14 protein-coding genes are annotated in these 13,748 nt (G+C 67.4%); 7 read left to right on the top strand and 7 right to left on the bottom strand.

The genetic code is table 11. From position 1 onward, the window contains the following. Positions 1–50 precede the first annotated feature (50 nt). A complete protein-coding gene (locus tag KUW17_RS04715) occupies positions 51–1,073 on the bottom strand; it encodes an aspartate-semialdehyde dehydrogenase (RefSeq protein WP_222476365.1) in 1,023 nt (340 codons plus the stop codon). An 82-nt stretch (positions 1,074–1,155) separates the two neighbouring features. Beyond that, complete coding sequence (locus KUW17_RS04720) at positions 1,156–2,328, bottom strand: MFS transporter (RefSeq protein WP_222476367.1); 1,173 nt, start codon at positions 2,326–2,328, stop codon at positions 1,156–1,158. Between the two features lie 116 nt (positions 2,329–2,444). On the opposite strand from KUW17_RS04720, the gene KUW17_RS04725 reads away from it, so the two are divergent. Beyond that, positions 2,445–3,608: a DUF3095 domain-containing protein gene (locus tag KUW17_RS04725; RefSeq protein ID WP_222476368.1), complete on the top strand. Its 1,164-nt coding sequence runs from the start codon at positions 2,445–2,447 to the stop codon at positions 3,606–3,608. Between the two features lie 14 nt (positions 3,609–3,622). Here KUW17_RS04725 and KUW17_RS04730 read toward each other — a convergent pair whose 3' ends face one another. Next, positions 3,623–4,273: a carbonic anhydrase gene (locus KUW17_RS04730; protein ID WP_222476369.1), complete on the bottom strand. Its 651-nt coding sequence runs from the start codon at positions 4,271–4,273 to the stop codon at positions 3,623–3,625. Positions 4,274–4,449: 176 nt separating this feature from the next. Here KUW17_RS04730 and KUW17_RS04735 point away from each other — a divergent pair, with 176 nt between their 5' ends. From KUW17_RS04735 to KUW17_RS04745, 3 genes are all read left to right on the top strand, one after another. Beyond that, a complete protein-coding gene (locus KUW17_RS04735) occupies positions 4,450–4,809 on the top strand; it encodes a hypothetical protein (RefSeq protein WP_222477519.1) in 360 nt (119 codons plus the stop codon). Between the two features lie 83 nt (positions 4,810–4,892). Further along, the gene (locus KUW17_RS04740) at positions 4,893–6,275 is read left to right on the top strand and encodes a leucyl aminopeptidase family protein (protein ID WP_222477521.1); all 1,383 of its coding nucleotides are present in this window, start codon (positions 4,893–4,895) and stop codon (positions 6,273–6,275) included. A gap of 5 nt (positions 6,276–6,280) precedes the next feature. After that, positions 6,281–7,105: a C40 family peptidase gene (locus KUW17_RS04745; protein WP_222476371.1), complete on the top strand. Its 825-nt coding sequence runs from the start codon at positions 6,281–6,283 to the stop codon at positions 7,103–7,105. A gap of 95 nt (positions 7,106–7,200) precedes the next feature. Here the strand turns inward: KUW17_RS04745 and KUW17_RS04750 are convergent, their stop codons facing one another. From KUW17_RS04750 to KUW17_RS04760, 3 genes are all read right to left on the bottom strand, one after another. After that, a complete protein-coding gene (locus tag KUW17_RS04750) occupies positions 7,201–7,545 on the bottom strand; it encodes a DUF2794 domain-containing protein (RefSeq protein ID WP_222476374.1) in 345 nt (114 codons plus the stop codon). A 127-nt stretch (positions 7,546–7,672) separates the two neighbouring features. Then, complete coding sequence (locus KUW17_RS04755) at positions 7,673–8,362, bottom strand: ArsR/SmtB family transcription factor (RefSeq protein WP_222476378.1); 690 nt, start codon at positions 8,360–8,362, stop codon at positions 7,673–7,675. A gap of 77 nt (positions 8,363–8,439) precedes the next feature. Beyond that, positions 8,440–10,113 (bottom strand): Y-family DNA polymerase, encoded by a 1,674-nt coding sequence (locus KUW17_RS04760; protein ID WP_222476379.1) that lies wholly within the window; start codon positions 10,111–10,113, stop codon positions 8,440–8,442. A 138-nt stretch (positions 10,114–10,251) separates the two neighbouring features. Between KUW17_RS04760 and KUW17_RS04765 the strand changes: the two genes are divergently transcribed. Further along, the gene (locus tag KUW17_RS04765) at positions 10,252–10,728 is read left to right on the top strand and encodes a c-type cytochrome (RefSeq protein ID WP_222476380.1); all 477 of its coding nucleotides are present in this window, start codon (positions 10,252–10,254) and stop codon (positions 10,726–10,728) included. Between the two features lie 28 nt (positions 10,729–10,756). Here the strand turns inward: KUW17_RS04765 and KUW17_RS04770 are convergent, their stop codons facing one another. Continuing rightward, positions 10,757–11,374: a TetR/AcrR family transcriptional regulator gene (locus KUW17_RS04770; protein ID WP_222476381.1), complete on the bottom strand. Its 618-nt coding sequence runs from the start codon at positions 11,372–11,374 to the stop codon at positions 10,757–10,759. Between the two features lie 137 nt (positions 11,375–11,511). Here KUW17_RS04770 and mbfA point away from each other — a divergent pair, with 137 nt between their 5' ends. Both mbfA and KUW17_RS04780 read left to right on the top strand, forming a co-directional pair. Next, positions 11,512–12,486, top strand: coding sequence for an iron exporter MbfA (gene mbfA / locus KUW17_RS04775; RefSeq protein ID WP_222476382.1), 975 nt, complete (start codon positions 11,512–11,514; stop codon positions 12,484–12,486). Between the two features lie 316 nt (positions 12,487–12,802). Beyond that, complete coding sequence (locus KUW17_RS04780) at positions 12,803–13,732, top strand: AEC family transporter (protein WP_222476383.1); 930 nt, start codon at positions 12,803–12,805, stop codon at positions 13,730–13,732. The last annotated feature ends 16 nt before the right edge of the window (positions 13,733–13,748 follow it).

Below are 13,748 nucleotides of genomic sequence, written 5' to 3' on the forward strand. Positions count from 1 at the left end.
AAAAGGGCCGCCTCTTGCGAAGCGGCCCCCTGATCGGATGGACGAAAGGCTCAGCCCTTCTTCAGGACCTCGCGGCCCAGCAGTTCGGCAATCTGCACCGCGTTCAGCGCTGCGCCCTTGCGCAGGTTGTCGCTGACGCACCACAGGTTCAGGCCGTTCTCGATGGTCGAATCCTGGCGGATGCGGCTGATGAAGGTGGCAAAATCGCCAACGCATTCCACCGGGGTCACGTAGCCGCCGGCCTCGCGCTTGTCGATCACCATGATGCCGGGCGCCTCGCGCAGGATGTCGCGCGCCTCGTCCTCGTCCAGGAAATCCTCGAACTCGATGTTGATGGATTCGGAGTGGCCGACAAACACCGGCACCCGGACGCAGGTCGCGGTAACCTTGATCGACGGATCGACGATCTTCTTGGTCTCGGCCACCATCTTCCACTCTTCCTTGGTCGAGCCGTCTTCCATGAAGACGTCGATATGCGGAATGACGTTAAAGGCGATCTGCTTGGGGTAGACCTTGGGCTGCACTTCCTGACCCGGGACGTAAACGCCCTTGGTCTGGTTCCACAGCTCGTCGATCGCGTCCTTGCCGGAGCCGGACACCGACTGGTAGGTCGAGACGACGACGCGCTTGATCTTGGCGCGGTCGTGCAGCGGCTTCAGCGCCACAACCATCTGCGCGGTGGAGCAGTTGGGGTTGGCGATAATGTTCTTCTTGGCATAGCCGTGGATCGCCTGCGGGTTCACCTCCGGCACGATCAGCGGGATGTCCGGGTCGTAGCGGTAGAGCGACGAGTTGTCGATCACGGTGCAGCCCGCCGCAGCGGCCTTGGGCGCGTAATCCTTGGTCGCGGCGGAACCGACAGCAAACAGCGCGATGTCCCAGCCGGTGAAATCGAAGGTGTCCAGATCCTGGGTAGTGAGTGTCTTATCGCCAAAGCTGACTTCAGTGCCGAGAGATTTGCGGCTTGCCAGCGCAGCGATCTCATCCACAGGGAACTGGCGCTCGGCCAGGATGTTCAGCATTTCGCGGCCCACGTTGCCAGTGGCGCCAACGACGACGATGCGGTAACCCATTTATCTGTTTCTCCAGTCTTGCCCGGCCTCATGGCCGGCGCCGGAGTGATACTGCCTCTGGGGACAAGTTTAAAGGGGCCGATCAGTCCATGCTGTCGCGGCTGAGCAGATAAATTGCGCATCCCAGCGCCAGACACACCAAAAAGAAGCCGAAAATGCCTATATAGGGCAAGGATGGGTCCGCTCCGGCCAGATTTGCATGGAGGCGGCCGGTGGCGAACTGCATGATTCCCACCCCGCCGATGCCGAAGAAATTCAGCAGGGTGACGCCCCGGCCCGCCAGATGCGGCGGCACAAAGGCGCGCCCGTGCGCCATGATCACCGGGAAGGAGGCGCCGAAGAACCCCACCGCGGCCATCAGCGCCACCGGTACCCAGACCGGCAGCCCGCCCGCCAGGATCAGCCCGCCCAGGGCGCCGCAGCCCAACAGGTTGCCGCCCAGAATCACCCATTTGCGGGTGCCCAGCATCCGGTCCAGCGGCCCGTAGGCAAAGGTGCCCGCAATCATCGCCGCGCCCATCACCAGCGTGGCCAGCCCCACCTGCTGGGTGCTGAGGCCGTAGAGGTCGCTCAGATACGGCCCGATCCACAGCCCCCGCAGCGCGCCCGACGGCGCATAGGCCACCAGCATCAGCGGGAAGATCGCCCACATCGCCGGCATCTTCAGCAGGTCGAAGACCGATCCCTTGTGCTCGCCTTCGGGCTTGTCCGGATCGCTCACGGTCAGGAAGATCCCCGCCGCCACGATGGCCGACACAGCTGCCAGCCCCGCCAGGGTGCCGCGCCAGCCGAACAGGTCCACCGCCAGCGCCGTCGGGTAGGAGGCGACCAGATTGCCGGCCGATCCCACCCCCAGCATCAGCGCCGCCAGGGTGGCGAACCGCGCGGGCGGGTACTGGCGGGCAAAGATGTAGTAGGACGCCATCAGCACCGGCGAGCAGCCGATGCCGATCAGGAACATGGCAGCGCCCACATGCCAGGGCGCGGTGGCGGCAGCAAACACCGCCGCGCCGCCGCCGCCGCCGATCAGCAAGAGCAGCGACGCGCTGCGCCGCGGCCCGATGTGGTCCAGCGCCCAGCCCACCGGCAGCTGCATCGCCGCAAAGGACAGGAACCAAAGCCCGGAGGCAAAGGCCAGATCATCCGGCGCCGCACCGATATCCTGCCCCAGCACCCCCGAAAGCACCGCCAGGAAGGCCCGGAAAAACTGGCTCAGCACATAGGCCAGGCACAATAAGAACAACCCTGCCTGCATTTGCCCTCCCCCCAAGGTTCCCACGGTTTTTCGTTGCTGCCGCACAGCTTGCACGTTTGGCGCGGGCGCACAATTTGTTTAGGAAGAAACGGCAGGTCACAGAGGGGCAGACGCCCATGACAACCGACACTTTCTATGCCGCCGTCCCCAAGGTCCGCGCCTTCGGCGATCTTTCCGATCCGTCGGTCTTTGCACCGCTGCCGTCTGACTGGCACCTGTGCTGCACCGATATCGTGAATTCCACCGGGCTGGTGCAGGCGGGCCGCTACAAGACCGTCAACATGGTCGGCGCCGCGGTGATCGCCGCCATGCGCAACGCGCTGGGGGGCGAGGCCTTTCCCTATATCTTCGGCGGCGACGGCGCCTCCTTTGCGGTGCCGCCGCGCCACCGCGCCACCGCCGGGCGCGTTCTGGGCTCCTTGCGCAGCTGGACCGAGGCGGAATACGGCATCTCCCTGCGCGCCGCCATGCTGCCGCTCAGCCGGATCCGGGCAGAGGGGCTGGATGTGCGGGTCGCCCGCTACGCGGTATCGGACCACGCCGATTTCGCCATGTTCAGCGGCGGCGGCCTGGCCTGGGCCGAGACGCAGATGAAGGCCGGCGCCTTCGCGGTGGCAGCCGTTCCGCAGGCCGCGCCGCCTGACCTCTCGGGCCTGTCGTGCCGCTGGAGCAACACGCCTGCCCGCAACGGCATCATCCTGTCGGTGGTCGCCCAGCCTGCGCCAGGCGCGGACCCGCAGGGCTTTGCCCGGCTTGCCGCCGAGGTGCTGGAACTGGCGGCAGAGCTGGAGGACGGCGGCCACCCGGTCCCGGAATCCGGCCCCCGGCTGCAGTTTCCGCCCGCCGGGCTGACGCTGGAAGCGAAAGCCTCCCACGGCCGACTGCCGGTCTTCCTGCGGCAACTCCACCTGTTTGCTCACAGCGCCCTGGCCGGCCTGATCTTTCTTACCCGGCGCCGGATCGGCGGCTTCGACCCGGTGCATTACTTGTCTGTGCTCCGCGCGCACTCCGATTTCCGCAAATTCGACGACGGGCTGAAAATGACGCTGGACTGCACCCCGGCTGTCCGCGACCGCATCCGCCAGCATCTGCAGCAGGCGGCGGCGGCCGGGCTGGTGCAGTTCGGGCTGCACGAGCAGGACGCCGCCATGGTCACCTGCATCGTGCCCTCGCCGGTGGAGGACGATCACATCCACTTCGTCGACGGCGCCGCGGGCGGCTATACGCAAGCAGCCGCCAATCTGGCGGCTGCGTTTGGTTCAGATAAGGCAACGGCCTGAAACCCAGGCCCGGATCAGACCGGGGCGAAGGTGCCCGTCTTCGGGTCATAGCATTCCAGCCCGCCCTCGCCGATGTCGGTCCACAGCCCGTGCAGGCTCAGCTCGCCCGCCTTGACCGCCGATTCGATGAACGGGAAGGTCATCAGATTCTCCAGCGAGGCAACCACCGCCTGGCGCTCGAACTGGCGCGCCTGCTGCACCGGATCGTCGATGTCGGCAACGCCATCGAACTTCGGCTTCAGGATGTCCATCCAGCGGCCGACAAAGCTGGTCTTTTCCTCCAGCTGCGGCGCGTTGCCCTTGCACATGTCGATACAGCCCTGCACGCCGCCGCACTGCGAATGGCCCAGCACGATCAGATGCGCCACCTTCAGCGCGGTGACCGCATATTCCACTGCCGCCGAGGTGCCGTGGTGGTCGCCATCGGGCGCAAACGGCGGCACCAGGTTGGCAATATTGCGGTGGATGAAGAACTCGCCCTGGTCGGCGCCGAAGATCGAAGTCACATGCACCCGGCTGTCGCAGCAGGAAATCACCATCGCTCGCGGCCGCTGCCCCTCTGTCGCCAAACGGCGGTACCAGCCCTGGTTTTCCTCATAAGAAGTAGCCTTCCAGCCATGGTATCGGGTCACCAGGTAACTGGGGAGAGGTTTGGCAAATTCCATTGTCGTGTCCTCTGATCAATGCGCGTTGCGGGCCGTAATAGCCTGCATTGTCCCTAAATTCGAGAGATTTGATCCGGCCGCGGAAACCTTTTGAAAACTTATGGATTCCAAATTGGCAGACGTGCCGTGGGGGCATGAAGAATTGGGTGAATGTGGTGGCCAATATACTGACAGTGATGCACTCCGAGACAGTGCGCTTGGATCCAGACAAACTTTCCGCGCTGTATGACCAGCTCGGCGAAACCGGTGCCGAGGACGTCGTGTGCCGGGCGATTGAGGAAATGGCGGTCCGCCTGACGCATTGCGAGCGTTTGTGGCGGCAGAACGATATGGCGAACCTGCGTAAAAGCGCCCGCTCGCTGATCGCGATTGCCGAGCAGATCGGCATGACCGCGCTGGCAACCATTGCCAGGGACGTGACCGAAGCGATTGATGGCGAGGACGCGCCGGCCGTGGCCGCAATCCTGTTCCGCCTGATGCGGGTGGGCGAACGCTCGCTGACCGCAGTGTGGGACCAGCAGGATATGACGATCTGACCTTTCCGCAGCCCGCAGGGCTTGCAGGCCGCGCTGCGGCGGCTACTCTGGCGCATCAGACCGATTGCAACCGGAGTTTTTCGATGCCGCCAGTATTTGCCACTCCTGGCCCGGACGCCTGCCCTGTGCATGTTATCGCAAGCGATGTTTTCGAAAGCTGGCTCTCGGGCCAGCCGCAGCGCGTTCAGGCCTGGGCAAAGGCGCAGGGCTTTACCGGCGCCTGCGGCCAGGCCCTGACGGTGCCGGACACCGATGGCGGACTCGGGATGGCCCTGGCGGGTTACGGCAGCGCCGCCCAGCGCGCGCGCCGCCGCTTTGTGCTGGCCGAGGCAGCGCAGAAACTGCCTGCGGGAACTTACTGCATTGCCTCCGGCCTGCCGGCGGAGGACGCCGCCAGCGAGGCCCTGGGCTGGCTGCTGACCGCCTACCGGTTCGACCGCTACAAGGACGCCAACGGCGAAGCCGCCGCCCTGCAAGCGCCCGAGGGCGTGGATGCTGCCGCCGTGGAATCGCTGGCCGCGGCGGAATGCCTCACCCGCGACCTGATCAACACCCCCGCCTCCGACATGGGCCCGGCAGAGCTTCAGGCCGCAGCCGAATCCCTGGCACAGGAGTTCGGCGCCGAGGCCTCCGTTACCCTGGGCGAGGACCTGCTGAAGCAGAACTTCCCGCTGATCCACACCGTCGGCCGCGCCTCGGACCGCGCGCCGCGGCTCATCGATCTGCGCTGGGGCAGCACCGGCCCCAAGCTCACCCTGGTGGGCAAGGGCGTCTGTTTCGACACCGGCGGGCTGAACCTCAAGCCCGGAAACAGCATGGCGCTGATGAAAAAGGACATGGGCGGCGCGGCCAACGTGCTGGGCCTGGCCCGAATGATTATGGCCGCCGGGCTGAACCTGCAGCTCAGGGTGCTGATCCCGGCAGTGGAAAACGCCGTCTCCGGCTCCGCCTTCCGTCCCGGCGATGTGCTGATGTCGCGCAAGGGGCTGACGGTGGAGAACAACAACACCGACGCCGAGGGCCGCCTGGTGCTGGCCGACGCGCTGGCCTTGGCGGCAGAGGATGCGCCGGACCTGCTGGTCTCCATGGCCACCCTCACCGGCGCCGCCCGCGTTGCCGTCGGCCCGGACCTGTCGCCCTTCTACACCGGTCACGAGGAGGACGCCGCCGCGCTTGCGGCCAGCGCCGCCCGCACCGCAGACCCGGTCTGGCGGATGCCCTTCCACGATCCTTACGAGACGATGATCGAACCCGGCATCGCCGATCTGGACAACGCACCCGCCGGCGGCTTTGCCGGCTCGATCACCGCCGCCCTGTTCCTGCGCCGCTTCGCCGGGGACACCCGCTACATGCATTTCGACATCTACGGCTGGACCCCCAGCGCCGCGCCGGGCCGCCCCAAGGGCGGCGCCCTGCAGGGCGCCCGCGCGCTGTTTGCCGCGCTGCCGGACATGCTGGAGCTCTGAACGCCATGGCTGACCGCCGCCGCACACCGATGAATGACCGTGTTGCCGCCGCGCATCTGGCGGACGCGCCCGCGGGGCTGGACCGTGTGGAGGGGGCCGCCGCCCGCATCGGCGTGGCCGTCGCGGACCTGCTGCGCGCGCCAAACGGCGCCCGCGACCGCCAGCTTGTCTACGGCGAGCCGGTCACGGTCTATGAGCACCGCGACGGCTGGGCCTTTGTGCAGGCGGCCAAGGATTCCTATGCGGGCTATGTGCCCAGCGCAGCCCTGACCCAACCGTTCGAAGCCACCCACTGGGTCAGCGCCGCGGCCACCCATGCCTATTCGGCGGATGATTTCAAATCACCGGAAACCCATGCGCTCAGCCACGGCAGCCGGGTGCAGGTTCTGGGCGGTGAGGGCCGGTTCGCGGACACCAACCTCGGCTTCATCCCCGCCCGCCACCTGGCGCCGCTGGGCGCCCATGCCGATGATCCGGTGATGGTGGCGGAGCTATTCCTCGGCACGCCCTACCTCTGGGGCGGCAACAGCCGCTTCGGCATCGACTGCTCCGGCCTGGTGCAGGCGGCGCTCTTGGCCTGCGGCACCCCCTGCCCCGGCGACAGCGACATGCAGGAGGCAGAGCTGGGCCAGCCTGCCCCCGGCGGAGACTACCGGCGCGGCGATCTCCTGTTCTGGAAAGGCCATGTCGCACTGGTGCGGGACGCGGAGACCCTGATCCACGCCAATGCCCACGATATGGCAGTTGCCATTGAACCCATCGCAGACGCCATCGCGCGGATCGCGGCCCAGGGCGACGGCCCGGTCACCGCGCACAAACGGCTGGCGTAATCCGCAACTGCCGCCACAGGCGGTAAAATTCCTACGAAGATTTTTGGCCGGAAAATTCGAATTTTCCGGTCCCCGCTCCGCCGCGATCCTCGCGGCTACTCCACGGAGCGGATCAGCTTGCGCTCCAGCACCCTCAGCACGGTTTTCAGATCCGTTCCGCGCTTCAGAATATGCCCGTCCATGCCGACCACCGAATACTGCCCCTGCCGGTTACGCAGCTTGGGGCGCTTTTCGATGCGGTAGAGCGGATGCTCTGCCGTGCGCCGGAAGACGGAGAATACTGCCAGATCACGCAAGGAAGAAATCCCGTAATCGCGCCACTCCCCGGCCGCCACCATGCGGCCGTACAATGTCATGATTACCGACAGTTCCCGCCGGTCAAACGCGACTTGCTGAGGTATGGGAGATCCGGGAAAAGGCTGCACCTGATCAAAGCTCATAGGTAAAAGGTTGCGCCGTTTCCGGGGCAAATCAAGGTTTTTAACGGTCGAATTTTCGTGTGGTGCATCAGGCCCACAGGCGCAAAGACCCTGATCCGCCCCTTGTCAGAGCCTGTTTTTGGCCCTCTCAGGCCGCCGCCAGAGCGCCGCAGCGCACATCTAGAATCTGCTCCAGCGCCACCCGTCCGGGGGCGGTCAGCAGCAGGCCGCGCTTGTGCCGGTGCCGCTTGACCCAGCCGCTCGCCAGCGCGTGATCCAGGATTTGCCGCCCCATCGGCCCGGCCACATGCAGCTTGCGTTCGGTCCAGTCCAGGCAAGGCCGGGCAAAGGGCTGCCGGCCTGTCTTTTCCGGCAGCACCACCCCCAGTTTCAGCCATTCCCCGGCAGGTTCCGCACGAAAGGCGCCCTGCTCCTCCACCAGCATGCCGCGGTCCAGGAAGACGCGGGTCATCGCCACCGCCAGCGGGCCTGCAAGATGGTCGTAACAGCTGCGCAGCTGCGCCAGCCCGCCCGCCTTGCGCTGCTGGGCACGGTGCAGGCTGTCCGCTGGCGCAATCGCCGCCAGCTGCTCCAGCGCATGGGCCACCTCCGGCCCGGCCAGCCGGTGATAGACGCAGCGGCCGCGTTTCTGCGCCACCACCAGCCCGGCATCCTGCAGCAGCCGCAGATGGGCAGAGGCGGTCTGCGGCGTCACCCCCGCAGCCGCCGCCAGCTCCTTGTTGGTATAGGCGCGCCCCTCCATCAGCTCGCACAGCATCTGCGTGCGGCTGGCGTCGCTGATGGCCTGGCCCAGAATGTCGAAACGCGGTGTGATCATGCCCCTACCCTATGCGGTTTGCGCAGGGACACCCAAGCAAAACCCTTCGCCGCGCGCCGAACTGTCCGCGCGCCCGGTCACGCAAACGACCCGTGGCAGAACCAGCCCGGCGACAGCGCCCCGCCATGGGCAAAGAACAGCCACAGCCGCGCCCCGCACCCCGTCGCCACCACCCAGTAATCGCGCACCCCGCTGCGCCACTCCGGATCCTCCAGCCACCATTCCGGGGCAATCCGCTCCGGCCCCTCCGCCGCCGCCAGCACCCAGTCGCGGCCGCGCCAGCGGAACTGCTCCGGCACCTGCGGCACATCCGGCGCATGGACCAGCTCGGGCCGCCACAGCCGCAGCGGCCGGGGCCGGGGCGGCAGCGGCCAGTCCCCGGCAGCAGGCTCCGACCAGGCCGCGGCCTGCACGGTGAAGGTCTTCTCCGGAATGTGGCTTTCCGCCGGGTGATAACGGGTGATCGCCTCCAGCCCCAGCCGCGCGCCCAGCCGGCCGATCAGATCCTCCAGCGCCGCGCCATCCTCCTGCCGCGCCCGCGCCGCGGCGCTTGCCTGCAGGTGGCCCGCCGGGGTGCGGGCGTGAATGGCTTCGGCCTGCAAGACCTCCAGCCGCAGCATGTCGATGCCGTATCCAGCGTCGATCTGCTCCAGCTTCATCTCCAGCAGCGGCCGGATACGGTCCGGCGCGCGGCTGGCACGGGCAAGCCCCAGGGTCACGGCCTCCATCTCCTGATCGCAGCGGTGCGCCTCCAGCCGCAGGACGCGGGCGCCCTTGCCGCGCGCCTCCAGCCGGGCGCACAGCCGGGGCAGCATCCGGTCAATGCCTGCCAGCAGGTCCTCCATCAGCCCGATCGGCTCCGGCAGGGTCAGCCGCACCGCAAAGCGGTCCGGGCTGCGCGCGGGCGAGACCGGCTCCGGCGCGCTGCCCATCGCCTGGTCCAGCCGCAAGACCAGCCCCTGGCCGAAACGGCGCGCCAGGCTGGCCCGCGGCTGCCCCAAGAGATCGCCGATCCGTCTGAGGCCCAGCCGGTTCAGCTGCGCCACCGTGGCGCTGTCCAGCCGCAAGGCCGCCACCGGCAGCGGTGCCAGCGCGCCATAGGCTTGGCCGGCTTCGGCAATCCGCCCCAGCTGCGGCACCGCCGCCTGCAGCTGCGGCGCCGCGCCGCCCCGGGTCCAGTGACGCCGCTTGACGCTCTGGCGTTTCTGCGCCCGTGCACGGGTCGCGCGCGCCTCCTGGTCGATGGCATCGCCCGACCGCTCCGGCGCCGCCTCCTCATCGGCGTAGCGCGCCAGCGCCCAGGCCGCGCCCAGGGTGTCCGCCAGCCCCATCCGCACGCTCAGGCCCATCTCCGCGCAATCCTGCCCCGCCATCTCCATCAGCGCCGCCTCGCTGCCGAACAGATGCGCGCAGCCGGTGAGGTCGACGGTCAGCCCGTCCTCCCCGGCCTCCGCCACCCAGGGGCTGAACTTGCCCGCCCAGCGCCGGAGCGCCGCCAGGAACGCCGCCTCCGCCGCGCGGCTGCGCGGCCGCACCGCCAGGCCTGCGCACATCGCATGGGCATCGCGCAAGGGCTGACCGGCCTGCAGCCCCTCTGCCGAGGCGGCCGTGTTTAACGCGGAAATAACCTGGGTGTTGGACACTTCCTCCACGACGGCCAGCGGCCCGGCAATGCCGCCGCGCTCCGCCCGCAGGATGCGCTCCGCCCCAAGGCGCGGAAACCAAAGCGAAAGAATGCGGCGGTGGGACATGGCAGCAGGCGCAGGGCAACGGGGCAGAGCAGTGGGGCAGCAGAGGCCGGAAGGCCGCCAGACAACGGGAGGCACATTCGGTGTGTTCTTATTTTGTTCTCATTTTTCGATTCGGTCAATCCGGTCAGGAGCCCCGCAATGACACTGCGCCTTTTTAAACCTCTTGCCTGTCTCGCGCTCCTCGCTGCCCTTGCTGCCGGGCCCTCCGCCCCGGTCACTGCCGGTGACGGCCTCAGCAAGCATGTGACCCGCCGGATGGCCCTGATGACCTCGCAGAAAGCCGCCATGGATGTGCTGACCGCCATGATGGCCGGGCGCAGCATGTTCGACAAAGACAGGGCGCGCAGCGCCCGGCGGCAGCTGATCAAATCCACCAGCAGCATCCGCAAGCATTTCCGCAAACACCGGATGGACCCGCGTTCGAACGCCCGGCCGCAGATCTGGAACGCCTGGGACGACTTCAAGGCCCGCGCGGACACCGCGGAAACCGCGGCCCGCAATCTCAACACCCGCTCCCTGCCCGCTCTGCGCCGCACCCTGCCCGGCCTGATGCAAAGCTGTCTCAGCTGCCACGACACCTACCGCAGCACGCCCAACAGTTTCACGACCCACTGACCGCAAAGCGGCCCCACGGGCCGGCAGCTCAGGCGCCGAACCGCGCCATGAACGTCTCAATGGCGCCGCTGATCACCCGCTCGCGCTCGGCCTCGGAAAACTCGGTGTCGATCTTGAACAGGAACCGCAGAAAGATATCGGCCTTGCACAGCTCGATGAACTGCGCGGCGGCCAGATTGGCATCCCCGATCTTCAGTTCGCCCCGCGCCGCCGCGGCCTCCAGATACTCCTGGATCTCCCCGTGCAGCACCATCGGCCCGCTTTCATAGAACATCGGACCCAGCTCCGGGAACCGGTCGGCCTCGGCCACGAAGATGCGGAACAGCTGCAGGCTGAAACCGCCCAGCAGCACCCCATGCACCCGCTCCGCCGCCCGCCGCAGCACATCCCGCGGCCCGCAGCTGCCGGGCGTCAGGTCCAGCGATTCATCCGCCTGCTGCACGCAGGCAGAACGCACCACCTCCATGAACAGCACCCGCTTGTCGGGGAAATAGCTGTACAGCGTCGCCTTGGAGACCCCCGCCGCTTTGGCGATCTTGTCGACGCTGGCGCCCTCGAATCCGTCCGCCAGGAACACCTCGCGCGCGCCTTCCAGGACCTGATCGAATTTCCGGCCGGTGCGCAGGACGCTGGCTTGCTGGTTCATGCGGGCTCCGTTGGCTGCGTAGGGGTCTGGGCCTAATGTAGCCTGCGCCGCCGCATTGCAACAGCATAAGCCGCACCGCCTTGCGCTCCCTCGCGGAACCGTTATGTTTAGAATTATTCTAAATTGAGGGGCAGCAAATGCGTTTTTTCACCCAGCGCAAGCACTTTGCGGAGCTGACCGGGCAAGAGATCCTGGCCCTGGCGATCTCCTCCGAGGAGGACGATGCGCGCATCTACCGCGGCTACGCCGAGCGGCTGCGCGCCGAATTTCCCGCCTCTGCCGCGATGTTCGACGGCATGGCGGCAGAGGAGGACGAACACCGCGCCCAGCTGATTGCCCTGCACGAGGCCCGGTTCGGCCCCGCAATCCCGCTGATCCGGCGCGAGCATGTGGCGGGCTACTACGCCCGTCGCCCCATCTGGCTGATGGAGAACCTGAGCCTCGACCGCATCCGCGATGAGGCCCGCGCGATGGAACGCGACGCCGAGCGTTTCTACACCGCCGCTGCCGCCCGCACCCAGGACGCCGCCACCCGCAAATTGCTGGGCGATCTGGCCGCTGCCGAGGCCGGCCACCAGGCCCGCGCCGGTGAGCTGCAGGAGGCGCACCTGGACGCGGACACGCGCGCAGACGAGGACCGCGCCGCCCACCGCCAGTTCGTGCTGACCTGGGTGCAGCCGGGACTGGCCGGGCTGATGGACGGCTCGGTCTCCACCCTGGCGCCGATCTTTGCCACCGCCTTTGCCACCCAGGACACCTGGACCACCTTCCTGGTCGGCATGGCGGCCTCGGTCGGGGCCGGCATCTCGATGGGCTTCACCGAAGCGGCCTCCGACGACGGCGAACTCTCGGGCCGCGGCTCCCCCGTCAAGCGCGGGCTGGCCTCCGGCATCATGACCACCGTCGGCGGCCTCGGCCACGCCCTGCCCTACCTGATCCCGGAATTCTGGACCGCCACCACGCTGGCGCTGCTGATCGTGTTTGTGGAGCTCTGGGCCATCGCCTGGATCCAGAACAAGTTCATGGAGACCCCGTTCTGGCGCGCCACCATGCAGGTGGTGCTGGGCGGTGCCCTGGTGCTGGGCGCCGGCGCGCTGATCGGCAGCGGCTAGAACCGCAGCGGGACCCTCCCGCCCGCTCCGGAACAGCCAAAGGCTGCCCCTTCCCGGTTGGGCTCGGCAGCGCTGACGCGCTGCGGGTGCCGCTGTCTTGGACGAGGTCACAATTGACCAGGCGCTCTCAGGGCAGATCTGCCCCTGGAGCGCGTCTCAGCAGTAACCCCTGCCCTGTGCGCAGCACAGGGCCACGCCCAACTGTGAAGGGCATTCTTCGAATGACCCTGAACAGGCGGGAGCACGCCCCTGCCCGTTCAACGCCTGCCCAAAAAACAGCCTTTGCCAATTGGTCAGCTCTTGTTACCAATTCCCCATGGCCGAGATATTCTTCCGCACCCTGCCCTTCTTCGCAATCATCGGCCTTGGCTACTGGGCCGGGCGCAGCCGGTTCTTCACCGAGGAAGCCACCGCCTATCTCACCCGCTTCGTGTTCTACTTCCCGCTGTCGGCGATGATCTTCGGTTTTGCCGCCAACCTCTCCTTTGCCGAGGTCTTCGACCCCACGCTGATCCTCGGCTACCTGGCGGGCACGCTGGCGGTCTACCTGCTGGTGACAGCCGTCGCCATGATCCGCGGCCTGGACGTGCCCACCGCGGCGGTGGAGGCGCAATGCGCAGCGATCGGCAATGTCGGTTTCCTCGGCCTGCCAATGATGGCGATCCTGTTCGGCCCGGCCTCCGCGGCGCCGATGATGGTGGTGCTCAGCGTCGATCTGGTGGTGTTCTCCTCGCTGATCGTGATCCTGATCAACGCGGGCCGCGGCCAGGGGCTTGGCCTTGCCACGCTCCGGCTGGTGGGGCTGGGCCTGCTGAAGAACCCGATGATCCTGTCCATCGTTGCGGGCCTTGCCTGGTCGGCATCAGCGCTGCCGATCCCGGAGCCCGCAAACAATTTCCTCACCATCCTCGGCGGCGCCGCCACCCCCGGCGCGCTGTTTGCCATCGGCGCCTCGCTGGCCTCTAAATCGGCGGAAAGGGTGCACATCTCCGGCTGGCTCAGTTTTGCCAAGCTGGTGCTGCACCCGGCCTGCGTCGCAATCGCCGTGCTGTGGCTGATCCCGGCGGCGCCGTTCTCCGCCGCGGTCGCCATCGCCGCCGCCTCCCTGCCGGTGGCGGGCAATGTCTACATGCTGGCGCAGCATTACGGCGTGGCCCCGCACCGGGCCTCCGCCGCCATCTTCATCTCCACCGTGGTGTCAATCGTCACCGTGCCGGCGGTGATCACCTGGGTCTCCGGCTCTTGAGGGCCAGAGCCCGGCC

This window comes from Leisingera aquaemixtae (genome assembly GCF_019801145.1).
In the GTDB taxonomy this organism is placed as follows: Bacteria; Pseudomonadota; Alphaproteobacteria; order Rhodobacterales; family Rhodobacteraceae; genus Leisingera; species Leisingera aquaemixtae_A.